The organism is Acinetobacter sp. YH12156 (assembly GCF_013418235.1).
GTDB lineage: Bacteria > Pseudomonadota > Gammaproteobacteria > Pseudomonadales > Moraxellaceae > Acinetobacter > Acinetobacter pseudolwoffii.
Genome location: NZ_VPCL01000005.1, coordinates 33,227 through 58,264, shown reverse-complemented (window position 1 = coordinate 58,264; position 25,038 = coordinate 33,227). Strand labels below are relative to the sequence as shown.

The window sequence follows — 25,038 nt, the reverse complement described above, 5'->3', positions numbered from 1 at the left end:
AAATTTTTCAAAAAAATAAGCCACATTATAGTGGCTTATTTCATTAAAGAATAATGAGATATTATTTCTTCGGCGCAGCTTGAGCTGATTTCATTGCTTCTTCAGTCAAAGTTTTCAGTTTGCCTGTTAACTGTGGACCAAAACATGCTTGCAGGTCTTTATTCTGCTTCTGTACAAAAGCTAAAGTTCCAGGACTTTTCTTCTGATTAATGGTGCTTTGGATTTCCCATTTTTGTGCATTGGTTAGTTTACCATCTGCTTCAACAGCGCAAGTACAATATTTACTGACTTCAGCAGCGGTCAGTTTTTTACCTTTGCCAGTTTCATCTTTACAAACATTGATCAATGCAGATTTTACATTGGTGCTTTTATAAGCTTGTTGTAATTTGTCATCAGCTGCCTGAGCCGTTGTTGCGAACATAGCAGCAGCTGAAACAATTGCTGAAAGCACGATGCTTGATTTTAAATTCTTCATAAACTCTACCTTGTTATTACGGTATATAACGTGTCGGGTCTTCAACACCTGCGTCCGCAAAACCCTGTTTACGTAAACGGCAACTGTCACATTTGCCACAGGCACGTCCTTGGTCATCTGCTTGATAGCATGACACCGTTTGACTGTAGTCTACGCCATGTTCAATACCTAAGCGAATAATATTTGCTTTGGATAAATGTAACAAAGGTGTTTCAAATTTGAGCGCCTGACCCTCTACGCCAACCTTGGTCGCAAGGCGTGCCATGTTGGCAAATGCGTCAATAAATTCCGGTCGGCAATCCGGATAGCCCGAGTAATCAACCGCATTAATTCCGATCACAATTGCTTCGGCTTTAAATACTTCCGCAGCGGCTAAAGCATAAGACAGGAAGATGGTATTACGTGCCGGAACATAGGTAATCGGGATACCGGCTTGTTCATGATCAGGCACCTCAATGCTATGATCGGTAAGGGCTGAGCCACCCAGATTGCCCAGATCAATATTAATCACACGATGTTCCACACCGGCAGCTTGAGTCAGTGCTTTGGCTGCATCCAGCTCTGTGGTTGAACGCTGACCATACTTAAAACTGATCGCGATACATTCGTAGCGTGCCTGTGCCCAAGCCAGACATGTAGTTGAGTCTAATCCGCCAGATAACAGAACAATGGCACGAGGGCGCATAAGCTGATTCTCCAAAAAAGTAACTTTACAAAAAATTAACGACCAGTTTCATCATTCCATAACAACTTGTGCAGCTGTAACTGGAAACGAACAGGGAGATGGTCTTCTAAAATCCACTGAGCCAAATCACGCGCCAGTTGCGGTAAACGAACCGCGCCTTTTTCAATCGCAAATGCAGGCGAGAACCAGACTGTACTGACTTTCTCTTGAAGCTGATACTGTTCAAGCTGCTGCTTTGACCATTCATAGTCTTCACGGTTGCAGATCACAAACTTGATTTGATCATGTGGCGTTAAATGATCCAGATTGGATAACAAATTTCGTGCAACTTCACCTGAAGTTGGGGTTTTTAAATCTAGAACTTTGGAAACGCGCGAGTCTACTTTAGCAACATCTAAAGCACCACTGGTCTCTAAAGAAACCTCACAACCTAAATCAGCAAGGCGCTGCATTAAAGGCAGGGCATTCGGTTGAGCCAGTGGTTCACCACCGGTCACACAGACATAGGGTGTTTTAAAATCGAGCGTGGTCTGAATAATTTCATCCAGAGACTGACGCTGACCACCTTCAAATGAATAGGTGGTGTCACAGTATGTACAGCGTAACGGGCAGCCGGTTAAGCGGATAAAAACCGTTGGCAAGCCCGCAGCATTGGCTTCACCTTGTAATGAATAGAAGATCTCCGTAATGCGTAAACCCGCAGACGGATCAGAAACTGGAATTGCGGAAGAACGAAGCGTATTCATAACAAAACTAACCACTGAGAAATAAATAACCGGGTATAAAAATAAAAATCCCTACGATCATGACTGATCGTAGAGACGGGGAGCGCTTGAAGCTCCGAGGAACACCAATGTGCCCTCTAAGTTAAGACATATTAGTCTTCGCGTAATAGATCGTTCAGGCTGGTTTTAGAACGAGTTTGCGCATCTACTTTTTTCACGATAATCGCAGCATAAAGGCTGTAAGTACCACATTTAGAAGGCAGACTACCTGCAACAACGACTGAACCTGCTGGTACGCGACCATAGTGAATTTCACCAGTGGCACGATCATAAATCTTGGTCGATTGACCAATGAATACGCCCATTGAAATTACAGAACCTTCTTCAACGATCACGCCTTCAACGATTTCAGAACGTGCACCGATAAAGCAGTTATCTTCAATAATCGTCGGGTTGGCTTGAAGTGGTTCAAGTACACCACCAATACCAACACCACCAGACAAGTGAACATTTTTACCAATCTGTGCACATGAACCCACAGTTGCCCATGTGTCCACCATCGTACCTTCATCTACATAGGCACCGATGTTGACATAAGAAGGCATCAAGATCACGCCTTTGGCCTGGAACGAACCTTTACGCGCCACCGCGGGAGGGACTACACGTACGCCAGCCGCTTTGAATTGTTCTTCAGTCCAGTCTGAGAATTTAGTATCTACTTTGTCATAGAAACGAAGATCACAAGCTTGCATTGGTTTGTTGTCGTTTAATTTAAATGATAACAATACCGCTTTCTTAATCCATTGATGAACAATCCATTCACCATCGATTTTTTCAGCAACACGTAAAGTACCATTGTCTAGACCAGCAATTACGTCCTCAACTGCTTGACGGATTTCATCAGGGCAATCTGCAGCTGTGAAATTCGCACGATCTTCAAACGCTTTTTCAATGATTGTTGAAAGCTGCGACATGATCTTCCTTCCAGAAAAAATTTTCTAGATTTTACACTATATTGCATTAAAAATAGTTGAGCAGACTGAAAATAGATGAAAAATAGCCAAAAGTGTGGGAAGTTTGAAATAATGAACGTGATAAGTGTTATTTTTCATTATTTTAAAATGTAGTAGAAGTGTTAGAAAAAGCCAGGTTATCAACAAGAAAAACTAATTTGTATCAGAAAATAACAAAAGATCAGCAAAACATGAATAAAAAATATTTTTTAAGTCCTTTATATTGAACCCATCACGAATAACTAATGATCAAAATAAGTTCTTTTGAGGAGAGAAATAATGAAATCTTTACATAATATTTTAGCAGTATCGGTCTTAGCTGTAGTAGCGGGTTCTGCGATGGCTGCTGATGAAACAATCGTAACAGATGAAGGTGTGGCATCTTTTTCTTTCTTTAAACCAGCAGCTGTTCGTGCTGAAGTCGGTACTACCGGTTATGGTGGTGCACTTTCATGGAACGTAAACCCATATGTAGGGTTAACTTTAGGTTATAACGGTGGTGATATTTCTTGGTCTGACGATTTGTCCATAGATGGGACAAAATATGACCTGGATATGGACAATAACCTGACTTATCTAAATGCTGAAATCCGTCCTTGGGCGAACTGGTTCTATATGGCGGCAGGTGTAGCATATATTGACAATGATTATGGTATAGAAAGTCGTACGGGAGCTAATGGAATTATTACACTTGATGGCAATCGCTACCAAACAGTCGGTAATACTACTGGACGTATTTCTGGTGACTTATCGTATAAAAACAATATTGCGCCTTATGTAGGGATTGGCTTCTCACCAGCCATTACCAACCGTTGGGGCGTATTCGGTGAGATTGGTGCCTACTATAATGGTAATCCAACTGTTAATTTAACTCCTTCTGGTGAATTTACGTCATTAGATACAGGTGCTCCAGATTTTGAAGATGCTTTAATAGATCAAGAAAATAAAATTCGTAATGACAATGAATACGAATGGCTTCCAGTAGCGAAACTGGGTGTCAGCTTCCGCTTCTAAGCTATAGCTGCATAAAAAAAACGAGCTTCGGCTCGTTTTTTATTTATTAGAAGCTATTGAAAGTGATAGCCCAGTTTCAAACCTAGGATCAAAGCATTGTTATCAGAAACTGCAGATAAACCTGCAATCTGTGGCGTAATAGGTTCGGATGAGGAAATTTCAGGTTTTTGAAACTTTAAATAATAGAATCCTGTGGCAATATCCCAAGTATCTTGAATCTTGTAAAGATGACCTAGTCCAATACCCCAATATCCATCACTCGGATTTAATGTCGAAGCCGGATTTCCTGTACCGGAATCCCATAAGAGTTCGATAGAATTTATGCCAAAGGAGGGCCATTGATGGGCAAACCCAATTTTTGCAGACCATTGATCCTCCCGATAATCAATCATCCTGAATGATTTTAATTCTGGGAACTGTAAGGCCGCATAGTCAATCACTGCACCGAATTTAGGCGGCTGAATGACAAAATTTTGCCAGTTCGACCAACGCAGTGTGCCATAAAAGGCATTTTGATAAGGCAATCCTGTTTGAAAATCCAGATGGATGGATTGAGGGGTTTGAATCTGGGTATAGGGGGAGGGATTGGTGCCTACGACAATCGATTCAGCAGTTTTATGATGGTGAGCAATGGCTGAACGGTAAGTCAGCGCAGTTCTAAAAAAATATTCGGGTAGTTGATAACTGAATCCTGCAAGCCAGCCCCAAGCGGGATCTTGTTCAAATGTAGCCCGATAACCATTAAATATATAAAAGGTTTGCCCGGATAAATATAAGCTTCCTTCCAGACTTTGATAACTTAGCCCTGTATAAAAATTCCAGTGATTATCCGGTTGGAAGCCGATTAATGATGTGAGATTGTGGCTATCAAACTTGATAGTCGCGGCCTCAACAGAAAGCGCTTCACCTGCAAAAACAGGATTATAACTATAAGCCACATCTACATGATAAGGCTGATCATAAATCAGTCCCCATGATAGTTGAGGGTGAAGCTGTAATTTTAAGGCAACATTAGAAATAAATTGCGTACTGGCAAGTTGGCCCGTAGAAAAGTCAGTAATACCCAGTTGTTGCAGCTGCTCGGTATGCTGTACCTGACCGCTAATATCAGGGCGAACCCAAGCCAATGAAATTTCAGCATAATGATTTTTTTCAAAAAAAGACTGAATACTTTGATTGGACTGTTCAAAAGCAGCGCTATAACCTGACCCAGAAAAAGCGCAGCCCATACAGAAAAGAGCAAATTTGCTGTCGATCATATTGGTATAATTCAATTTATTATTAATGTGATTATGCTTGATATTTATACAAATTATCCACTTGAAAATAATAAAGAGGCTCGCGGGCCTCTTTGATTGAAAACTTATATATTTTTATTCGTCTGGATAGGCGACTTTTTTAAGCGCTTTAATATCGGCATCCGGCGAGCACAGGGAAATAAACTCGTAGCCATAACCACGTAGTAAATGTCCTTTACGTACCGCAATCCAGGTGGTATTCATGCCAAAAATATCCGTTTTAATCTGCTTTAAACGGTAATCACGCTCCGGGTCATAAGCGACATCGTTGACAATGCCGACGCCCATATTCATTTCCACATAGGTTTTAATCACATCGGCATCGAGTGCGGACATCACGATATCGACATCAAAGCCGGCTTCTTCAAAGGCGGTATCAATCTTGGAGCGACCGGTAAAACCACCATGATAGGTAATAATCGGGTAATGGGCCAGATCTTCGATCCGGATCTGATCTTTAGTTGCAAGTGGATGATTTTGCGGCGTAATAATACTATGTTGCCAGTTATAATAAGGTACGCTGGCCAGATTGTCTTCAGTCGTCAGTGCTTCGGTTGCAATACCGATATCGGCTTGACCTTGCAGCAGCATTTCCGTGATTTCTACCGGGCTGGCCTGTTGCAGAATCAAATGCACTTTAGGAAATTCTTTTTTGAATTGGCTGACAATCGGCGGTAGCACATAGCGCGCCTGGGTATGCGTGGTGGCAATGGTCAAGGTACCTTCATCAACTTTATTAAAATCATCAGCCAGACGCTTAATATTATCGGCATCGACCAGCATGCGTTCTACAATTCCTAATAGTGCCTGACCCGGCTCGGTTAAACCCAGTAGACGCTTACCCTTACGGATAAATAGCTGCACGCCAAGCTCATCTTCCAGATCTTTAATATGCTTACTCACTCCAGACTGCGAAGTATAAAGTGCAGCTGAGGCTTCAGTTAAATTAAAGTTCTGTCTAACCGTTTCTCGTATAATTCTTAATTGTTGGAAATTCATAATTCTCTTTACCCTAGAAGAGGATGGGGCATTTCGAAGCCCCATCTTTTGGTCTTAAGCGACCTGATTTTCAAATAAATGCAAGTTCACTGCACTTAACCACACGGTTTGATTGGGGCGGAATTGGTGTGCTCTTGCTTCATCAGGTGTCAGTAAGATTTCAATCAAGTTACCCTGACGGTCATTCAGTTCTGCAACGACTTTACCCGCAATCCATAATTCACGTATGAAGGTGGCCTGAATGGCATTGTCTTGTGGCTGTGCATGAATGCGCAGTTCATCAGGACGTGCGAATAAAATCACTTCACCTTGAGCAGCATTTTTTGCGCCATCAAACTGAATACGATCTTGACCGAGCTGAATAATGCCGCCGTTGTTCTGGCCTTCAAAACGATTGGCTTGACCCAAGAAATCAAACACAAATGGGGTTGCCGGCGTTTCATAGACCTCACGTGGCGAACCGATCTGTTCGACATTACCTTTGTTCATCACCACAATCTGATCGGCCACTTCCAGCGCTTCTTCCTGATCGTGGGTCACAAAGATCGAGGTGATGTGCAACTCATCATGCAAGGTACGTAACCAGCGACGTAATTCCTTACGGACTTTGGCATCCAGTGCACCGAAAGGTTCATCTAGCAACAGCACACGCGGTTCAACGGCTAAGGCACGTGCCAATGCAATACGCTGACGCTGGCCACCTGAAAGCTGAGCAGGGTAACGGTCAGCCAGAAAACCCAGCTGAACCAAATCAAGTAAACGCGTAACACGTTTTTTAATTTCCGCTTCAGATGGACGGGTTTTACGTGGGCGAACACGCAGACCAAAAGCAATATTGTCAAATACCGTCATATGACGAAACAGGGCATAATGTTGAAACACGAAGCCGACTTCACGTTCACGTACATGAACATTGGTCGCATCCTGACCTTCCAGAATGACCTGACCGCCATCTGCAGATTCTAGACCTGCAATAATCCGTAGCAGCGTGGTTTTGCCGCAACCTGATGGGCCGAGCAGGGCCACCAGTTGACCATCTGGAAAATCCAGCGAGATATTTTTAAGTGCATGGAATGCACCAAAGTGTTTTTCAATATTTTGTACTTGAATACTCATGTTGGCATTCCTTAAGAAACTGTAGAATCTTGATTACGTTTGTCCTGTTTTTCCTGGCGCAGTTCCACCCATGTTTTTAAAATCAGGGTGACAATTGCGAGGAGAGCCAGAAGCGAAGACACGGCAAACGCAGCACTAAAGGTATATTCGTTATAAAGAATTTCGACGTGTAGCGGTAAAGTATTGGTTTCACCGCGGATATGACCGGATACAACCGATACTGCACCAAACTCACCCATGGCCCGTGCATTACACAGAATCACGCCGTAAATCAGACCCCATTTGATATTTGGCAGGGTCACTTTCCAGAAAGTTTGCCAGCCAGATGCACCGAGCACAATCGCAGCTTCTTCTTCTTCCGTGCCTTGTGCTTCCATTAATGGAATTAACTCACGAGCCACGAAGGGTACAGTAATAAAGATGGTCGCCAGGACAATGGCAGGCACTGCATAAAGGATCTTGATGTCATTGTCCATTAACCAGGACCCCATCCAGCCTTGCGTACCGAAAATCAGTACCAGCATTAAACCGGCAATCACGGGAGAGACCGAAAATGGCATATCAATCAAGGTGGTCAGGAAGGATTTACCCCGAAAGTTAAACTTCGCCACTGACCATGCTGCAGCCACACCAAATACCACGTTCAGCGGTACGGCGATTGCAGCAGTCAAAAGTGTAAGTTTGACCGCAGATAAAGTATCTGGATGCACCAATGCCTGTGTATAAACACCAATTCCCTGTTTAAAGGCTTCCACAAAAACCAGAATCAAAGGCAGGATCAAGCAGCTCAAGAAAAAAATCAGTGCAAGAGTGATCAGGGTATAACGTACCCAGGTTGGCTCACGGGTTGCATCACGGGATTGCAGTTTTTCAGCCAGTGCATTGCTGTTGGTATTCAAACTCATCGTGCAGTTCTCCCGGTACGGCGGCTGGCCCAAGCTTGCAGTAAGTTAATCAGGAACAGCAGGACAAATGAAATCAGCAACATCACCACCGCAATTGTGGTTGCACCGGCATAATCATATTCTTCTAAACGAGAAATAATCATCAGTGGGGCAATTTCTGTTTCAAAGGGCTGATTCCCGGCAATGAAGATCACCGAACCATATTCACCAACACCGCGAGCGAAAGCTAACGCAAAGCCAGTGATAAGCGCAGGAAGTAAAATCGGGAAAATTACCTTGGTCACAATTTGCAAGCGATTTGCCCCGAGTGCAGATGCAGCTTCTTCCAGTTCGGTTTCCAGATCACTGAGTACCGGCTGTACGGTACGAACCACAAAAGGCAGGCCAATAAAGATTAGAGCCAGCGTAATACCAATCGGGGTATAAGCAACCTGAATACCAATCGGTTCAAGATACTGACCAATCCAGCCAGTCGGCGCATATAAAGAGGTCAAGGCAATACCGGCCACCGCTGTTGGCAGGGCAAAAGGCAAATCGACCAAGGCATCGACAATACGTTTGCCCGGGAAGCTATAACGTACCAGACACCAGGCCAATAACAGGCCAAACACCACATTCACCAGCGCAGCAATAATGGCTGCACTGAAACTGAGTTGTAGTGATTTTTGAATACGTTCAGAGCTCAGGATTTCCCACAAGCCTTCCCAGCCAATGCCCAGTGATTTAATAAAAACAGCAGACAGCGGGATTAAAACGATTAATGATAAATACGCTAGGGTAAAGCCTAGAGAAAGACCAAATCCTGGCAGCACTCGGGATCGCTGCGACATGATGACTCCTCAAAAGAGAGAAAGCTGGTTAAAACTAACCAGCGAAAATTAAAAAAAGAAATTGGACACAAGCATAATTTGCAACGACTAAAATGCAAATTTGAAATAATACTTGCTGTCATCAGTATTGCTGATATGTTGCATAGTCTTTTCTGAAATCAAATACTGGGCAAGTTCAGGAAAAGGGCCAAATCCTGAAGCGACATTGACATGCCCCACCTGTCCGAGATTAATCGGTTTGAGTTTCCAGGCTTTGGCCAGAAACTGGGCGTCTGCATAGCTTAACCAGGGATCATTTTCACTGATTAATAACGTGGCCGGAACCTGAATCTGCACTTGCTGAAAATAATGGCTGTAATCGGTCTGGCTGTTACGAACAAAACCATTTTCCCCAAAACGTGCCGGATTGGCCGGCGCGACCAGAATCAGCTTTTTAACTTTAGCAGTCAATTCTGGATGTTGTGCCAGTGCTGCGACCGAGGTTAAACAGCCAAAGCTGTGCGCTACAATCTGTACATCATCTTGAATATCTTGCAGGGCTTTGACAAATTCAGTGATCCATTCCTGCAAAACGGGATGATTCCAATCTTTTTGTTGCACACGAGAGCATCGACTGAGCTGATGTTGTAAGCATGTTTGCCAGTGATTGTATTCGCTACCACCTACACCTGGAACAATAAGCGTATGTATCATGTCGATGCTCCTGTCAGATCAGCTGCGAATTACTTCGCGCTGTTTGCCTTCACAATCTGGTCGAAAATACCGCCATTCTCAAAATGCGCTTTTTGCACTTTTGCCCAGCCGCCAAATTCCTGATCAATCGTTACCAGTTTGAGTGGTTTGAACACATGATTATATTTCTTTAAAGCTACTTCACTGCGTGGGCGATAATAATGTTTGCCTGCCAGATCTTGCCCCAGTGGTGAGTACAGGAAGTTTAAATAACCTTGAGCCAGATGCTTATTGCCTTTTCTCGCTGCATTTTTTTCTACAATCGCCACTGGCGGTTCAGCCAGAATAGACAGACTTGGCGTGATAATTTCAAACTTACCTGGTTGCTCACGAATCGCTAAGTACGCTTCATTTTCCCAGGCCAGCAAGACATCACCGATCCCGCGCTCGGCAAAGGTGGTAGTTGCACCACGCGCACCTGAATCCAGGACTTTGGTGTTTTTATAAATTTGGCGAACAAATTCTTGTGCAGTCGTGTCATTGCCACCGGCCTGATGTTTGGCCCATGCCCATGCCGCCAGATAGTTCCAGCGCGCGCCACCTGATGTTTTCGGATTCGGGGTAATAATGCCGACACCCGGTTTCACCAGATCGCCCCAGTCTTTAATCCCTTTGGGGTTGCCTTTACGCACCAAAAATACGATTGTTGAGGTATACGGTGTCGAGTTTTGTGGCAGTTTCTTTTGCCAGTCTGTTGGCAATAATTTGGCTTTTTCTGCAAGCACATCAATATCGGCTGCGAGGGCCAAAGTCACCACATCTGCATTCAAGCCATCAATAACAGAGCGGGCCTGTTTACCAGAACCACCATGGGATTGCTTGAAGTTAATTTTTTGACCCGTACGGCTTTCCCAATATTTGCCAAAACTCTTGTTGACATCTTCATACAATTCACGTGTCGGATCGTAGGAAACATTCAGAAAATCACGTGCTGAAGCACCCAATGAGGTTGCCGAAATCACAGCAGCCAGAACCCCAAGTTTTATTATTTTTGAAATACTCATTAGAAACCTCAATTTCTTACACGTTTTGTAACATAGCTGCAGAATAAACCTATTCTTTATGCGTAAAAAATAAATAAAAACGAATTTTATATGAAAAAAAAAGATAAGACAGAGCTGAAGTTATTGAAATGAAAATGGCCTTATCAATAAAGGCCATTGTTTCTGCTGGACTGCCTCATTATTTCGTATGATTTGCCTTTACAATTTGATCAAAGATCCCGCCATTATCGAAATGTGCTTTTTGTACCTTGGTCCAGCCACCAAATTCTTTGTCGATGGTGACTAACTTTAAAGGTTTAAATACGCTGCTATATTTCTTTAATACTTCGCTATTACGTGGACGATAGAAATTCTTCGCAGCCACAGTTTGCCCCGCAGGAGAATACAGATAATTCAAATAAGCTTTGGCCAGGTTTTCATTGCCATCTTTCTTGGCGTTTTTCTCTACAATTGCCACCGGTGGCTCGGCCAAAATTGACAGACTTGGCGTGATGATTTCAAATTTACCCGGCTGTTCACGAGTAGCGAGATGGGCTTCATTTTCCCAAGCCAGTAATACATCACCGATCCCGCGCTCAGCAAAAGTGGTGGTGGCTCCACGTGCGCCTGAGTCCAGCACTTTGGTCTGTTTATAAATTTGACGCACAAAATCTTGTGCTTTGCTGTCATTGCCACCAGGTTGATGTTTGGCCCATGCCCATGCCGCCAGATAGTTCCAGCGTGCACCGCCAGAAGTTTTCGGGTTTGGCGTAATGATCTCTACTCCAGGTTTCACCAGATCTCCCCAATCTTTAATCCCTTTTGGATTGCCTTTTTTGACCAGAAAGACGATGGTGGAGGTATAGGGGGTCGAGTTTTGCGGGAATTTTTTCTGCCAGTCTTTAGGCAGCAGACCTCTCGCTGCAATTTCATCAATGTCGGCCGCCAGCGCGAGGGTCACGACGTCTGCATCCAGACCATCAATCACAGCACGGGCCTGTTTACCTGAACCGCCATGCGACTGTTTATAGTTCACGTCCTGACCCGTGGTTTTTTTCCAGTATGCGCTGAATTCCTTATTAAAATTGTCATATAATTCGCGGGTTGGGTCATAAGACACGTTCAGGAAATCTTTTGCAGACACACTGAAAGCAGTGGCCGAAACCAGTGCAGCCAATACCCCAATTTTTAATTTACCAATATTCATTTTTGCCTCAATTTTTTTAGCTTTTGTTGGACAAGGCAAGAATAGCTAGAGATATTTTGCATAAAAAATAATTAAAAATGCATTTGATGTGAGTAAAAGAGATAAATCGATGGAGCTTATCTCTCAGTACTCAATTGTTGATTTGAGAGGCAATAAAATATGCTCTGTTTGAAAAATGCGAACCATGTCAGTGAGATAGAAGTACTCGATCGGGCCTTTCATTATGGTGATGGCTGTTTTAGCACGGCCCGGATTCGACAGGACCGGGTGGAATTATATGATCGTCATCTGGCACGTTTGCAGCTCAGTAATCAAAAATTAAGTTTGCATGCTGATTTAGCTCTGATTGCAGAAAGTTTAGAACTTTTACGTGAATCAGAAAGTCAGCTGAATGGAACATTAAAGATCGTGCTGAGTCGTGGAGTCGGCGAGCGGGGCTATAGTTTGCCAGAGCATCCGGCGGATCTGTGGCTATTTTATTATCCTCAAGCCTTACATGATTTAAAGTATGAACAGATCCAAAGTGGGGTATTACAGCAGGCACTGGGATTGACCATGCCGGGTCTGGTCGGACTAAAAACCTTGAATCGCCTGGAGCAGGTTTTGCTCAAGCAGGAGGCGGATCAGCGCGGTTGGTCTGAGGCACTGGTGACAGATGTACAGGGCGGGGTTGTCGAAGGGGTGAGCAGTAATTGTTTCATTTGTATAAACAATACATGGATTACGCCGGAACTTCGTTATAATGGCGTCTTTGGGGTGATGCGTGCAGAAATTCTACAACGGATGCAAGATCAGGGAATTGCCTGTCAGCAACGTTACATCGATATGGAGGAAATAGCCCATATTCAGAGTCTGTTTTTTTGTAATGCGCTAAACCCGATGAAAATTGTCACTCAATTTGAGCAGCGATCCCTGGATGGCGATGCTTGTATTGAACTTTTTAACCGTCTTCGATTAAATCAGATGTCTTAATATGTCAGCTTCCAAGTCTAAAGCCAAAAAGAACAATACAGCCAAATTTTCGTCACTTTTCAAAGGAATTGCCTTCGTCCTGATTGGACTTGCCTTGATTTTGGTACTGGTCTTAAAAAGTAGTTTGTGGAAAGACTATCCTGTAGACGGACAAAAACAGCTGCTGGCGATTGGGTCAGGGGAAACCTATTCTGGTTTTATTGACCGTCTGGCCAAAGAAAAACAGGTCAGTTTCCCGATTATTCTCAAGCTTTATCAGCGCATCCTGATTCATGACACCATGAAAGCTGGCGTATATGAAGTGCGCCAGGGCATGAGTATTCGTCAGGTTCTGGATATGATCTCCAATGCTGAAAATGCCCAGATGAACCGGATTTTGGTGATTGAAGGAACCACATTCAAACAGCTGATTGATGCTTTGAAGAAAGATGATCTGGTGACCAAAGAAGTGTCACATTTGCCAACGGCACAACTCCTTAAAGAGCTCAATATTCCATTTTCACATCCTGAAGGTCTGTTTGCACCGGATACATACTTCTTTGCTAAAGGTGAAACTGACCGTAAAATTTTAACCAATCTGTATCAGCGCCAGATGAAGGCACTGGATCAGGCCTGGGAAAAACGCGTGACTGATCTGCCCTATCAGAATAAATATGAAGCGCTGATCATGGCGTCGATCATTGAAAAAGAAACCAGTGTGGATAGTGAGCTAGAACAGGTTTCTGGAGTGTTCGTGCGCCGTTTAAAAATTGGCATGCGTTTACAGACCGATCCTACCGTGATTTATGGAATGGGCGATGCCTATAATGGCAATATTACCCGCAAGGATTTACGTACGCCGACGCCGTATAACACCTATACCATGTCTGGTTTGCCGCCAACGCCAATTGCACTGCCAAGTAAGAAAGCCATTGAAGCAGCCATGCATCCGGATAATTCTGACAACCTTTATTTTGTCGCCACGGGCAATGGCGGACATACGTTTACGACCAATCTGAATGATCACAATAAAGCAGTGCAGGAGTATCTGACCATTTTACGCTCGAAGAATAAGGAATGAGTATGTTTATTAGCTTTGAAGGCACAGAAGGTGTAGGTAAAACCACACTCATTCGTTCGATCTATGACGATTTTATGGCCCAAGGCAAAGATGTGATGCTTACGCGCGAGCCGGGTGGTACGCCGATGGCCGAGCAGATCCGAGCACTACTTCTGGCTGTGAATCATGAAGAAGCGATGGCGCATGATACCGAATTACTATTGATGTATGCGGCGCGTGCCCAGCATTTGGCACAAGTCATTCTGCCAGCCTTAGCAGCCGGAAAAATTGTACTCTGTGACCGTTTTACTGATGCCAGCTTTGCCTATCAATGTGCAGGTCGTGGACTCAGTGAAACAAAGCTGCAGTTATTAAATGATCACTTTGTGGCACGTATGCCGGACATCACCTTCTGGTTAGAAGCACCGATTGAACTGGGAATGAACCGGGCACGCGCGCGTGGCGCACTGGATCGCTTTGAACAAGAGAAAGTCACTTTCTTTGAGAAAGTAAGAGCCGGCTATGAAACGTTGTGGCAGCGTCATCCGGAACGGATCAAACGTCTGGATGCAACCCGTACACCGGAGCAGGTATTCGAGCAGGCTTTAAGTTATTTGAAGTCTGGTTTAAATTGAAATCCTGTTTATTTTAATTTTCACTAGGTAAATGTGTGAAAAATCTTCTATATTGAAGGCAATATAGAAGATTTTTTTAATAAGATGAAAACGACCAAAACCGAAATCCAACAATTTTTACAACAAGAATTTCCACAAAGCCTAGAAAAATGTAGGATCGAAGCCGTTGTTCCACGCGGCGCAACTTTGCTGTATCAGGTTAGCGCACAAGAGTTGCGTCCGGGTGGTACTGTTTCTGGCCCAACCATGATGACCTTGGCCGATCTTGCCTTATATGTCGCTATTCTGGGCGAAATTGGCCTGGTGGGTTTGGCTGTCACCACCAATCTGAATATCAATTTTCTCCGTAAACCTTCAGGTGGCACGGATTTGCGAGGAGAGTGCAAGCTTATTAAAGTCGGTAAAGTTCTGATTGTCGGGGAAGTCTGGATTTATTCAGTAGACCTTGATGAGCCAGTGGCGCATGTTACTGCGACTTATGCCATTCCACCTCAACACTAAACACCTGAAGAATAGAAGTTCAGTGATATAAATAGCCTAAGCTTAATTAAGTAGGTGAGCGCTAAAAGACAGGGAGATATGATTTAAAAATCATATCTCCCCAATAATCTAAATATTGACCAAGGGTGTTTCTACTTCAAAATTCACCGGATTTAGAATGGTCTTGCGTAATTCAGGCAATAATTCCGGATAGTCCAGTGTGAAATGCAGGCCACGAGATTCTTTACGCTGCATGGCACAGCGCACAATCATTTCTGAGACCAGCACCAGATTGCGAAGCTCGATCAGGTTTTTGCTGACCTGATAATCTTGGTAATACTCGGTGATTTCTTTTTTCAGCATTTCAATACGATGCAAGGCACGTTCCAGACGTTTGGTGCTGCGCACAATACCGACATAGTTCCACATGGTCTGACGTAGCTCATCCCAGTTTTGCAGAATCACCACATCTTCATCCGGATTGGTTACCTGTGAGTCATCCCAGATGGGTACGGGCGGAAAGGCATAGTCAGCATTGAAATGAGATTCGATATGCTTGGCTGCACTCATGCCATACACAAAGCATTCTAAAAGTGAGTTACTGGCCATTCGGTTAGCACCGTGCAGACCAGTATAAGAGGTTTCCCCAATTGCATATAGACCTGCGATATCAGTCTGGCTATGTTCATCGACCACAACGCCACCACAGGTGTAATGGGCTGCAGGTACCACTGGAATCATATCTTTGGTGATATCAATACCCAGTTCCAGCAGGCGGGCATAAAGCGTAGGAAAATGTTCTCTAACAAAGCTTTCATCCTTATGGGTAATATCCAGCCAGACATGCCGAATACCCAAGCGCTTAATTTCATAGTCGATTGCGCGTGCGACAATATCGCGTGGTGCAAGTTCGGCGCGCTCGTCAAAACGCAGCATAAAGCGTTCGCCATCGGGCAGACGCAGATAAGCCCCTTCGCCGCGCATTGCTTCAGTGATCAGGAAGGAGCGCGCTTGTGGATGATAGAGGCAGGTCGGATGGAACTGGTTAAATTCCATGTTAGCCACCCGGCAGCCGGCACGATAGGCCATGGCAATGCCGTCACCTGTGGCAATATCCGGATTTGACGTATAAAGATAGGCTTTCATGGCACCGCCACAGGCCAGGGCAGTAAATGGCGCTAAAAAGGTATGTACTTTTTCATTTTTTTCATCCAGTACATATAAACCTAGCGCACGGTTTTCACCGTCTAGGCCAAGTTTATGTGAACAGATCAGATCAATCGCAATATGATTTTCAAAAATTTTAATATTCTGTTTTTCTTGGGCACGTTGTACCAAAGTAGTCGAAATTGCACGACCTGTGGCATCGGCAGCATGAATAATCCGGCGCTGTGAATGGCCGCCTTCACGGGTGAGATGCAACTGTTCCTGTTCATCCAGAGTAAATTGCACACCGTGTTTTAGCAGAAAGTCAACTGATGGTTTGCCCCCTTCTACCGTCTGTTTGACTGCGTCCATTTCACATAGCTGTGCACCTGCAATCATGGTGTCATCAATATGCTGTTCAATCGAATCCATTTCATCGAGTACTGCAGCAACACCACCTTGCGCATAAAAGGTGCTGGCATCTGTCAGGGTGGATTTCGCTAAAACTGCAATATTAAAATGGTCCGGGAGCGATAAGGCTAAACTTAAACCGGCACCGCCACTGCCCACAATAATGACGTCAAATTGATGGGTAAGGGATGAATTAGACATGTCCATCAGCTAATTTTAAAAAAAGTTTGGTAATAACAGCGCTTTTTTGTGCAAAAGGCAAGCGTTGAAACGCTCATTTATTAATGAAAAAAATTAATCAAAGCCTTAACTTAGTGTTTTAATAATGAGATATTGTCCAGATTGAAGCATTGAAACATATTATTACTTAAACTTTACAATGTTTGTGATAAAACCTATTTACATAAATTTATCAACAATTTGAGTGAATAATTTATATGAAAATTCTAGACTTAAAAAAAGGATTATTTGCAGCGACCCTGACCATGAGTGCTGCACAGTTGCAGGCTGTCACACCGGTTGATTTTTCAAATCTGGTCGAGCAGGTCAGTCCTGCCGTGGTCAGTGTCAATGTCGTGAAAAAAATGAGCGAAGAAGAACTCTTACAACAACAAGTTCCGGAAATTCTGCGTCGCTTCTTTGGCAATCAGGTGATTATCCCGCAGCAGCGCATGCCACAGGAAAAAACCGGCTATGGCAGTGCATTTTTTATCAGTAAAGATGGCTATCTGCTGACCAACCATCATGTGGTTGAGGATGCATCTAAAGTCACCATTACCCTGAATGATCGCCGTGAAATTGATGCTACTGTGGTGGGAAGTGATGCACGTACCGACGTAGCTTTACTTAAGGTCACAGGTTCGAATTTTCCAGAATTGCGTACCGGGGATGTAGGCCGCTTACGTGTCGGTGAGCCTGTGCTTGCGATTGGTTCGCCATTTGGTTTTGATTATTCGGCCTCTGCCGGAATCGTCAGTGCCAAAATGCGCAACATGATGGGTGAAACAGCAGTACCTTTTATCCAGACAGACGTGGCCCTTAACCCGGGTAACTCTGGTGGGCCTTTATTTAACCAGCATGGTGAAGTAGTCGGGGTGAACTCGCGGATCTTCAGTGGAACCGGCGGTTATATGGGGCTCTCCTTCTCGATTCCGATTGATGTGGCCATGGAAGTGGCAGAGCAGCTGAAAAAGAATGGTAAAGTGACCCGTTCCTATCTGGGGGTCAGCTTGCAGGATATCGACCGTAATCTGGCAGAGTCCTACAACCTTTCTAAGCCCGAAGGCTCCTTAATTACTCAGGTTGCACCAAATTCACCCGCTGCACGTGCCGGTCTACGTGTCAGCGACGTGATTTTAAAATATAACGGCACTGCGATTTCACGCACCAGTGAATTATTAAACTATCTCAACCGTACTGCACCTCAGCAACAGGTACAGCTGGAGGTTTTACGTGATGATAAGCGCCGTAATATTTCAGCAACCTTAAGTACCGCACCGGATGATACCCCTGCAAAAGCCGGAGCACAGGCGCAGCCGAGCAAAGGACCTGTAATTGGTGTGGCTATTCGTGATTTAAGTTCGCTAGAAAAGGATCGACTGGAGATCAAAGGCGGGGTCATGATTCAGGATGTTCGTTCAGGTGGCATTGCCGCACAGGCGCGTATCATGCCAAACGATGTGGTGACGCATATTAATAACAAGGCAGTATTGAACGCAGAGCAATTTGTACAAGAAGTTTCTGAGTTGAAGAAGGGCAATGTGGCACGCGTTACGCTCATGCGCCAAGGGCAGCGTGCGATTGTCGGAATGCGTATCTAATTCTATTCAGATTTTTAAATATAAAAAACCGCTTTTGATGGGCGGTTTTTTATTTTTTGCAATTTACCCCAGCGATAAATTCGGTAGACTCTATAGCCTTAAAATCATGGAAAGGATAAGAGCGAAGTGAGCGGTATTTTTGATCTTGCATTAACGGTTCAAGCCAAACATATTGATGGATTGGGTCATGTCAATAATGTGATCTATGTGCAATGGATGCAGGATGTCGCATCAGCTCATATTGAAAAACTGGGCTTGGGATTAAAGCAATATGTGGAACTGAAACATGCCATGGTGGCGGTTGAGCATCAGGTGCAATATCGCAAGGCAGCTTTTGAAGGAGACGAGATTATTCTGCGCACCTGGCTGAATGATATCAATGCCCTGTATTCCTTTAGACAATACGCCTTTTATCGACCACAGGATCAGACCCTGTTGTTTACCGGAAGTACCCAATGGGCCTGTATTGAAATGGCCACCGGACGTCCAAAACGTATGTCACCGACTTTTACTCAGGCTTATCAGCCACTTTCAGAACATGTAAATCCTTTTGACTTTTCAACTTTACATCTGGATTAATAAGATAACTTTTTCCAGTTTGATCAGTACATCTGGATAATATTGATGAAGAAGTGGAGTTGAGGAGCTATTTTCTAATCATGGTGATCCAGATTTCATCTGACTGATGTGTACGCGACATAGGGAATAAAGGAAAAAATATAATTCTTTTTCTAGATCACCATTCTGCTATAATCCTTCGCAATTTCTATTCGGCTTTTGTTATGTAATATTTTTAAATTACATAGCGCGTTTTTTCTCAAGGTAACCCATGGCGCAAGCTAAAAAATCTGTTGATATTAAAAACATTCGTAACTTCTCGATTATTGCGCACATTGACCACGGTAAATCGACCCTAGCGGATCGCTTTATTCAAACTTGTGGCGGCTTGCAAGATCGTGAAATGCAGGCTCAAGTCCTTGACTCAATGGAGCTTGAGCGCGAACGTGGGATTACCATTAAAGCCACTTCGGTAACCTTGTACTATACTCATCCCAACGGTCAAGAGTATCAGTTGAACTTTATTGATACGCCGGGACACGTCGACTTCTCGTATGAAGTGTCGCGCTCGCTCGCAGCCTGTGAAGGTGCTTTATTAGTCGTTGATGCCGCACAAGGTGTGGAAGCACAGTCTGTCGCCAACTGCTATACCGCGATTGAGCAAGGTCTGGAAGTACTGCCTGTACTGAACAAGATCGATTTGCCACAAGCTGAACCTGAGCGTGTGATTCACGAGATTGAAGAAATCATCGGCATTGAAGCGACAGAAGCACCGACATGTTCAGCCAAAACCGGTCTGGGCATTGAAAATGTTTTAGAAACCCTGGTGAATGTGATTCCGGCACCGGTCGGTGATCGCGAAGCGCCGTTGCAAGCGCTGATTGTAGATTCATGGTTTGACAACTACCTTGGGGTAGTTTCTCTGGTACGTGTAAAGCAGGGTCGTGTGCGTAAAGGCGACAAGATGTTGATGAAATCAACAGGTCAAACGCACATCATTACTTCTGTGGGGATCTTTAACCCGAAACATACTGAAACAGGCATGTTGGAAGCAGGCGAAGTCGGCTTCGTGATTGCCGGTATTAAAGATATTTTCGGTGCGCCGGTGGGTGATACCATTACCTTGGCAACCACACCTGAAGTTGCAACCCTACCGGGCTTTAAAAAAGTAAAACCGCAGGTTTATGCCGGTTTATTCCCGATTGATGCCAGTGACTTTGAACCGTTTCGTGAAGCTTTGCATAAACTGCAAATTAATGACTCGGCCTTGTTCTTTGAACCGGAAAGTTCGGATGCACTTGGTTTTGGTTTCCGCTGTGGCTTCTTGGGCATGCTACACATGGAGATTGTACAAGAGCGTTTAGAGCGCGAGTATGATCTTGATCTGATTTCTTCTGCGCCCACCGTAATTTATGAAGCGGTGATGAAAAATGGCCAGACGATTTATATCGACAGCCCGTCTAAAATGCCGGATGGTTCAACCGTAGAAGATTTACGTGAACCGATTGCCGAATGTCATATTTTAGTACCGCAAGAATATCTGGGTAATGTCATGACCTTGTGTATCGAGCGCCGTGGCATACAAAAAGACATGAAATTCCTCGGCAATCAGGTGTCGATTACTTTTGAAATTCCAATGGCAGAAGTGGTCATGGATTTCTTCGATAAATTGAAGTCTTGTTCACGTGGTTTTGCATCCCTCGACTATAACTTTGTCCGTTTTGAAAGTTCTTCATTGGTAAAAGTGGATGTACTGATCAATGGTGAAAAAGTCGATGCTCTGGCAATGATCTGTCACCGTAACGACGCGCGTCATCGTGGCATTGCGCTGGTGGAAAAAATGAAAGACCTGATTCCGCGTCAAATGTTTGATGTGGCAATTCAGGCGGCAATTGGTGCGCAAATCATTGCACGTTCTACTGTAAAAGCCATGCGTAAAAACGTATTGGCCAAATGTTATGGTGGTGACGTGTCACGTAAGAAAAAACTTCTGTCTAAACAGAAAGAAGGTAAGAAACGCATGAAGCAGGTGGGTAGTGTCGAAATCCCGCAAGAAGCGTTCCTCGCTGTGTTAAAAGTCGAACGCTAGAAGAATAAGGATATAAGCCCATGGATTTTGATTTTAATTTGATTCTTGTTCCTGCGACGCTGTTTTTTGTCGCACTGTGGTTGCTTGACAAGTTTGTCCTGAAACAAAGACAAACTCGCGGCAAGGGCAATGAAAATTTTATCATTACCTGGGCTTATGACTTTTGGCCAGTACTGACGATTGTACTGGTGCTGCGTTCGTTCTTGTTTGAACCGTTTAATATTCCATCGGATTCAATGGTGCCAACCCTGGAAACTGGGGACTTTATTCTGGTGAATAAATTTGACTATGGGGTGAAACTGCCTATGGTCAACACTAAAATTATTGATACTGGCAGTCCAGAGCGTGGCGATGTGGCAGTATTCCGTTATCCACCACAACCGACCATCAGCTATATCAAGCGTATTATTGGTTTACCCGGTGATCATATTGTCTATGATCATGGTCAGTTGAGCATCAATGGTGAACAAGTAGCGAAAGTTCCAGTGGAATTTAGCCGTGAAAAAGATCGTCTGGATACACCCAATGCCATTTATCATAAAGAAACTTTAGGTCAGCATAGCTTTACCATGCGTGAGCTGGAAGGGGTCAATGTCGCGCGTCAGGCACCTTATATTAACTTTGTGGAAAATGGTAAATATTCAAGTGAAAATGGTTTATATTGGGAAGTAAAGGTGCCAGAAGGTCATTACTTTGCGATGGGGGATAATCGCGATCAGAGTGCTGACAGCCGTTTCTGGGGGCTTGTTCCGGAAGAAAACTTAACAGGTCGTGCATTCTATATCTGGATGCATAAAGAACCTGGCTTTAAATTGCCATCGTTTGGTCGCAACGGGACAATCGATTAATTGTTTCAATCAGGAAAATAAAAAATGAGACATCAACAAGGTGCTTCGTATATTGGGATTTTATTTGCAATCGTGGGGTTTGCATTTCTAGCCAAAGTAGCGATTGCAGTGTGGGGACCCTACTTTGATGATCGTATGGTCGATGGTGAGATTGAGGCGCTGTTAAAAAGTGTGCCAGCCAATATAACACCAGAAAAATTCCGTCAGCAGATGAATCAGCGTTTATCAATGAATAATATTCGCGATCTGAAGTTTGATGAAATTGCCAAAGTTACCCATACCGATGGTTTGCAGGTACACAAGAATTATGAAATTCGTAAAAATTTCATAATGAATATCGATTTAGTGATGAAGTTTGAGAAAAATTTTGATCAAAGCGCAGTCAAAACTCAATGATGAACGTCTTGCCAGACGGATCGGTTATCAGTTTAAACAAGCTGAACTGCTCAAGCTGGCACTGACCCATCGTTCAGTCAGTCATAAACAAAACTATGAACGCCTAGAATTTCTAGGCGATTCTCTTTTAGGGATGATCATTGCGAATTATCTCTTCACTGCCTACCCAAGCGAAAACGAAGGCCGGCTGACGCGTATGCGTGCCACCTTGGTTCGACAGGAAGCATTGGGGAAAATCGCCAATGATTTAAAACTCAGTCAGAATTTAATTCTCAGTACCGGTGAATTGAAATCTGGCGGTCATCATCGCGAGTCTATACTGGCAGATACTGTAGAAGCCATTATTGGCGCAATCTATGTGGATTGCGCTGATCTCACTGTGTTAGAACCGATTGTGTTAAAATGGTATGAACCGTATTTGGATCATATTGAGCCGACCGATCAGCTTAAAGACCCTAAATCACGTTTACAAGAGTATCTACAAGCACGTAAGAAACCTCTCCCAGTTTACGAGGTTGTAGATATTCAAGGTGATGCCCCTAATCAGCATTTTAAAGTGGAATGTGAGATTGAGGGATTACCGACCATGCAAGGTGAAGGCGCCAGCCGACGTTTTGCTGAACAAGCCGTTGCGGCAGATATTTTAAAACTTTTGGAGCATAAGTCTTAATGACTACTCATTCCGATCACATTGATGCTGATCACGAGTCGCAAAGCGACAGTCACGACCTGGTAAATCAATTTTTTAGCGCACAAGGCACCGAAATTCCGTCGGATTATCGCAGTGGTTTTGTCGCTATTGTAGGTCGCCCGAATGTGGGTAAATCTACCTTAATGAACCATATTTTGGGTCAGAAACTCTCAATTACCTCACGTAAACCGCAAACTACACGGCATAAAATTGTCGGGATTGATTCGCGTGAAAAGTCTCAGGCGGTATTCGTGGATACGCCGGGGATGCATAAAAAGGAAGTACGTGCCATCAATAAAATGATGAACCGTGCTGCCCATTCGGCTTTACGTGATGTGAATCTGGTTTTGTTTGTGGTGGATGCACAGAAGTGGACGCCGAATGATGATCTGGTACTGGAAAAGCTGAAAAATGCTGAAATGCCGGTGATTCTGGTGATCAACAAATTAGATACTTTTGAGAACAAGAACGAAGCTTTACCACTGATTCGTGAGCGCGAAAAGCTGATGAACTTTGCGGAAATCGTACCTGTTTCTGCACTTCGTGGTGCCAATCTTGAGCATTTACGTGACACGATTGCCAAGTATCTGCCGTTCCAGCCGCCATTGTACTCCCTGGATCAACTAACTGACCGTTCAGAGCGTTTCCTGGCTTCTGAAATTATTCGTGAAAAGATCATGCGTCAGCTGGGTGAAGAACTGCCATATGATTTAACCGTGCAGATTGAATCATTCAAAACTGAACAGCCAGTGATGAATGAAAAGACTGGTCGTATGAAGCCGGCCTGTACCTATATTGATGCTACGATTTTTGTCGATCGTCCAAGCCAAAAAGCCATTGTGATTGGTGAGAAAGGCGTTAAGCTGAAAAAAATCGGTATGGATGCACGTCTCGACATGGAAAAAATGTTCGAACAGAAAATCATGCTGACCCTTTGGGTGAAAGTCAAAGGCGGCTGGTCTGATGATGAACGTGCATTGAAAAGCTTAGGTTATAGCGATATCTAAGTTATAAAATTAATAAGCCCCTTTAAGGAATTTCGTGATGATGAAAGTGTTGGCAGTGCTTGCATGTGTTTTATTCTTGCAAGGCTGTATCCATAAAGTGGTCACGGTTCCTGTCAAGGTGGCTTATAAAACCACAAAAGTCGCAGTCAAAGGCACTGCGGCTGTTGTGGGCGCAGTCATCCCGGATGGAGATGACGACGATGATAAAAAATCAAAAAAAGATAAGGATTAAAGTGTCCGCTTATGCGTAACGAAGTACTGCATGGTTATCTGATTCATCATCGTAAGTACCGTGAGCGCAGCCATATTGTGCATTTATTTACCCAGGAATACGGTCGTATGGATGGCATTCTCCGGCAAACACCGCCGCCGCAATATCAGCCCATCAGTTTGCAAGCCACCGGAAAATCAGAACTCAAAAACTTTACCAAACTGGAAATTGTCAATCAGCCGATTTTCTTTTTTGGCGATGCCTTTTTTTCAGGCTTTTATCTGAATGAAGTCCTGTTGCGTTTGTGCCCCCTAGAAGTGGAAATGCCGCAAACCTTTGCCAAATATGCAGAGACATTAACTGCATTGCAGCAATTATCAGAACAATCTAATCCCAATTTATACTTAAAACAGATTTTGCGGCAATTTGAACATATCTTGCTGGAAGAACTCGGTTATGGTCTGGATTTTTCCCTAGATGCTCATCAGGTACAAATCGATCCGTTACAACACTATTATTTTCAGCTCAATGCCGGTTTTATGCCATCGGCCAAAGCATTACGCTCTACCATGTCAGGTCAGCAGATTTTAAGTATGCTAGATCATGAAAATGGTGGGGATTTTAATCTGGAACAGTTACAATTGTTGACGAAACTGTATCGACAGGTGATCACGGCCTTATTGGGTGATCGGCCATTAAAAAGTCGGCAACTCTGGATTCAAAACTCTCAATCTCAAACGTAGTTAGGAAAAG

At 43.9% G+C, this 25,038-nt stretch carries 27 protein-coding genes; 14 read left to right on the top strand and 13 right to left on the bottom strand.

Features of this window, described 5'->3' with window-relative positions; all coding sequences use genetic code 11:
• Window positions 1-61: 61 nt before the first annotated feature.
• The 4 genes from FTU87_RS06730 to dapD form a co-directional block, all read right to left on the bottom strand.
• On the bottom strand, window positions 62-475 hold the full coding sequence (locus tag FTU87_RS06730) for a hypothetical protein (RefSeq protein ID WP_005170085.1): 414 nt from the start codon (window positions 473-475) through the stop codon (window positions 62-64).
• A gap of 16 nt (window positions 476-491) precedes the next feature.
• Window positions 492-1,160: a 7-cyano-7-deazaguanine synthase QueC gene (gene queC, locus FTU87_RS06725; RefSeq protein WP_005170088.1), complete on the bottom strand. Its 669-nt coding sequence runs from the start codon at window positions 1,158-1,160 to the stop codon at window positions 492-494.
• Between the two features lie 35 nt (window positions 1,161-1,195).
• Window positions 1,196-1,906, bottom strand: a complete 711-nt coding sequence (queE, locus tag FTU87_RS06720) for a 7-carboxy-7-deazaguanine synthase QueE (protein WP_180096869.1) — start codon at window positions 1,904-1,906, stop codon at window positions 1,196-1,198.
• A 131-nt stretch (window positions 1,907-2,037) separates the two neighbouring features.
• Window positions 2,038-2,859, bottom strand: a complete 822-nt coding sequence (dapD, locus tag FTU87_RS06715; RefSeq protein ID WP_180096868.1) for a 2,3,4,5-tetrahydropyridine-2,6-dicarboxylate N-succinyltransferase — start codon at window positions 2,857-2,859, stop codon at window positions 2,038-2,040.
• A gap of 318 nt (window positions 2,860-3,177) precedes the next feature.
• On the opposite strand from dapD, the gene carO reads away from it, so the two are divergent.
• Window positions 3,178-3,912 carry an ornithine uptake porin CarO gene (gene carO, locus FTU87_RS06710; protein WP_180096867.1) on the top strand — a complete coding sequence of 245 codons (735 nt, stop codon included), beginning with the start codon at window positions 3,178-3,180 and terminating at the stop codon, window positions 3,910-3,912.
• 53 nt (window positions 3,913-3,965) lie between these two features.
• On the opposite strand, the gene FTU87_RS06705 is transcribed toward carO, so the two are convergent.
• The 8 genes from FTU87_RS06705 to FTU87_RS06670 all read right to left on the bottom strand — a co-directional run bounded on the left by FTU87_RS06705 (window position 3,966) and on the right by FTU87_RS06670 (window position 11,982).
• Window positions 3,966-5,171, bottom strand: coding sequence for an outer membrane protein transport protein (locus tag FTU87_RS06705; RefSeq protein ID WP_180096866.1), 1,206 nt, complete (start codon window positions 5,169-5,171; stop codon window positions 3,966-3,968).
• Window positions 5,172-5,285: 114 nt separating this feature from the next.
• On the bottom strand, window positions 5,286-6,209 hold the full coding sequence (locus tag FTU87_RS06700; protein ID WP_005097573.1) for a CysB family HTH-type transcriptional regulator: 924 nt from the start codon (window positions 6,207-6,209) through the stop codon (window positions 5,286-5,288).
• A gap of 54 nt (window positions 6,210-6,263) precedes the next feature.
• A complete protein-coding gene (locus FTU87_RS06695) occupies window positions 6,264-7,325 on the bottom strand; it encodes a sulfate/molybdate ABC transporter ATP-binding protein (protein WP_100329043.1) in 1,062 nt (353 codons plus the stop codon).
• 11 nt (window positions 7,326-7,336) lie between these two features.
• A complete protein-coding gene (cysW, locus tag FTU87_RS06690) occupies window positions 7,337-8,230 on the bottom strand; it encodes a sulfate ABC transporter permease subunit CysW (RefSeq protein ID WP_180096865.1) in 894 nt (297 codons plus the stop codon).
• Window positions 8,227-9,060: a sulfate ABC transporter permease subunit CysT gene (cysT, locus tag FTU87_RS06685; RefSeq protein ID WP_005097570.1), complete on the bottom strand. Its 834-nt coding sequence runs from the start codon at window positions 9,058-9,060 to the stop codon at window positions 8,227-8,229. Before cysT ends, cysW begins: the two co-directional genes overlap by 4 nt.
• Window positions 9,061-9,147: 87 nt before the next feature.
• The gene (locus FTU87_RS06680) at window positions 9,148-9,753 is read right to left on the bottom strand and encodes an alpha/beta hydrolase (RefSeq protein ID WP_005097569.1); all 606 of its coding nucleotides are present in this window, start codon (window positions 9,751-9,753) and stop codon (window positions 9,148-9,150) included.
• 29 nt (window positions 9,754-9,782) lie between these two features.
• The gene (locus FTU87_RS06675) at window positions 9,783-10,796 is read right to left on the bottom strand and encodes a sulfate ABC transporter substrate-binding protein (RefSeq protein ID WP_159516071.1); all 1,014 of its coding nucleotides are present in this window, start codon (window positions 10,794-10,796) and stop codon (window positions 9,783-9,785) included.
• Between the two features lie 178 nt (window positions 10,797-10,974).
• Complete coding sequence (locus FTU87_RS06670) at window positions 10,975-11,982, bottom strand: sulfate ABC transporter substrate-binding protein (protein WP_159138201.1); 1,008 nt, start codon at window positions 11,980-11,982, stop codon at window positions 10,975-10,977.
• A 159-nt stretch (window positions 11,983-12,141) separates the two neighbouring features.
• On the opposite strand from FTU87_RS06670, the gene pabC reads away from it, so the two are divergent.
• From pabC to FTU87_RS06650, 4 genes are all read left to right on the top strand, one after another.
• Window positions 12,142-12,954, top strand: coding sequence for an aminodeoxychorismate lyase (pabC, locus tag FTU87_RS06665; protein ID WP_100534827.1), 813 nt, complete (start codon window positions 12,142-12,144; stop codon window positions 12,952-12,954).
• Window position 12,955: 1 nt separating this feature from the next.
• Window positions 12,956-14,014 carry an endolytic transglycosylase MltG gene (gene mltG, locus FTU87_RS06660; protein ID WP_005097564.1) on the top strand — a complete coding sequence of 353 codons (1,059 nt, stop codon included), beginning with the start codon at window positions 12,956-12,958 and terminating at the stop codon, window positions 14,012-14,014.
• 2 nt (window positions 14,015-14,016) lie between these two features.
• A complete protein-coding gene (tmk, locus tag FTU87_RS06655; RefSeq protein ID WP_074383333.1) occupies window positions 14,017-14,628 on the top strand; it encodes a dTMP kinase in 612 nt (203 codons plus the stop codon).
• Between the two features lie 84 nt (window positions 14,629-14,712).
• Complete coding sequence (locus FTU87_RS06650; protein ID WP_005097561.1) at window positions 14,713-15,129, top strand: PaaI family thioesterase; 417 nt, start codon at window positions 14,713-14,715, stop codon at window positions 15,127-15,129.
• Window positions 15,130-15,237: 108 nt separating this feature from the next.
• Here the strand turns inward: FTU87_RS06650 and nadB are convergent, their stop codons facing one another.
• On the bottom strand, window positions 15,238-16,866 hold the full coding sequence (nadB, locus tag FTU87_RS06645; RefSeq protein WP_180096864.1) for an L-aspartate oxidase: 1,629 nt from the start codon (window positions 16,864-16,866) through the stop codon (window positions 15,238-15,240).
• Window positions 16,867-17,102: 236 nt separating this feature from the next.
• Here nadB and FTU87_RS06640 point away from each other — a divergent pair, with 236 nt between their 5' ends.
• From FTU87_RS06640 to FTU87_RS06600, 9 genes are all read left to right on the top strand, one after another.
• Window positions 17,103-18,485 carry a Do family serine endopeptidase gene (locus FTU87_RS06640; protein WP_005097559.1) on the top strand — a complete coding sequence of 461 codons (1,383 nt, stop codon included), beginning with the start codon at window positions 17,103-17,105 and terminating at the stop codon, window positions 18,483-18,485.
• A 126-nt stretch (window positions 18,486-18,611) separates the two neighbouring features.
• The gene (locus tag FTU87_RS06635; RefSeq protein ID WP_180096863.1) at window positions 18,612-19,064 is read left to right on the top strand and encodes a thioesterase family protein; all 453 of its coding nucleotides are present in this window, start codon (window positions 18,612-18,614) and stop codon (window positions 19,062-19,064) included.
• A gap of 250 nt (window positions 19,065-19,314) precedes the next feature.
• Window positions 19,315-21,132 carry a translation elongation factor 4 gene (lepA, locus tag FTU87_RS06630; RefSeq protein WP_180096862.1) on the top strand — a complete coding sequence of 606 codons (1,818 nt, stop codon included), beginning with the start codon at window positions 19,315-19,317 and terminating at the stop codon, window positions 21,130-21,132.
• A 20-nt stretch (window positions 21,133-21,152) separates the two neighbouring features.
• Entirely contained in the window at window positions 21,153-21,980 is an 828-nt protein-coding gene (lepB, locus tag FTU87_RS06625) for a signal peptidase I (protein ID WP_005097555.1), read from the top strand.
• A gap of 24 nt (window positions 21,981-22,004) precedes the next feature.
• Window positions 22,005-22,376: a DUF4845 domain-containing protein gene (locus tag FTU87_RS06620; RefSeq protein ID WP_180096861.1), complete on the top strand. Its 372-nt coding sequence runs from the start codon at window positions 22,005-22,007 to the stop codon at window positions 22,374-22,376.
• Window positions 22,348-23,046 (top strand): ribonuclease III, encoded by a 699-nt coding sequence (gene rnc, locus FTU87_RS06615; RefSeq protein ID WP_159138197.1) that lies wholly within the window; start codon window positions 22,348-22,350, stop codon window positions 23,044-23,046. The genes FTU87_RS06620 and rnc overlap by 29 nt, the downstream gene beginning before the upstream one ends.
• Entirely contained in the window at window positions 23,046-24,074 is a 1,029-nt protein-coding gene (gene era, locus FTU87_RS06610; RefSeq protein ID WP_005097549.1) for a GTPase Era, read from the top strand. The genes rnc and era overlap by 1 nt, the downstream gene beginning before the upstream one ends.
• 37 nt (window positions 24,075-24,111) lie before the next feature.
• Window positions 24,112-24,306, top strand: coding sequence for an NF038104 family lipoprotein (locus FTU87_RS06605; protein ID WP_005097547.1), 195 nt, complete (start codon window positions 24,112-24,114; stop codon window positions 24,304-24,306).
• 11 nt (window positions 24,307-24,317) lie between these two features.
• Complete coding sequence (locus FTU87_RS06600) at window positions 24,318-25,028, top strand: DNA repair protein RecO (RefSeq protein WP_180096860.1); 711 nt, start codon at window positions 24,318-24,320, stop codon at window positions 25,026-25,028.
• Window positions 25,029-25,038: the final 10 nt, after the last annotated feature.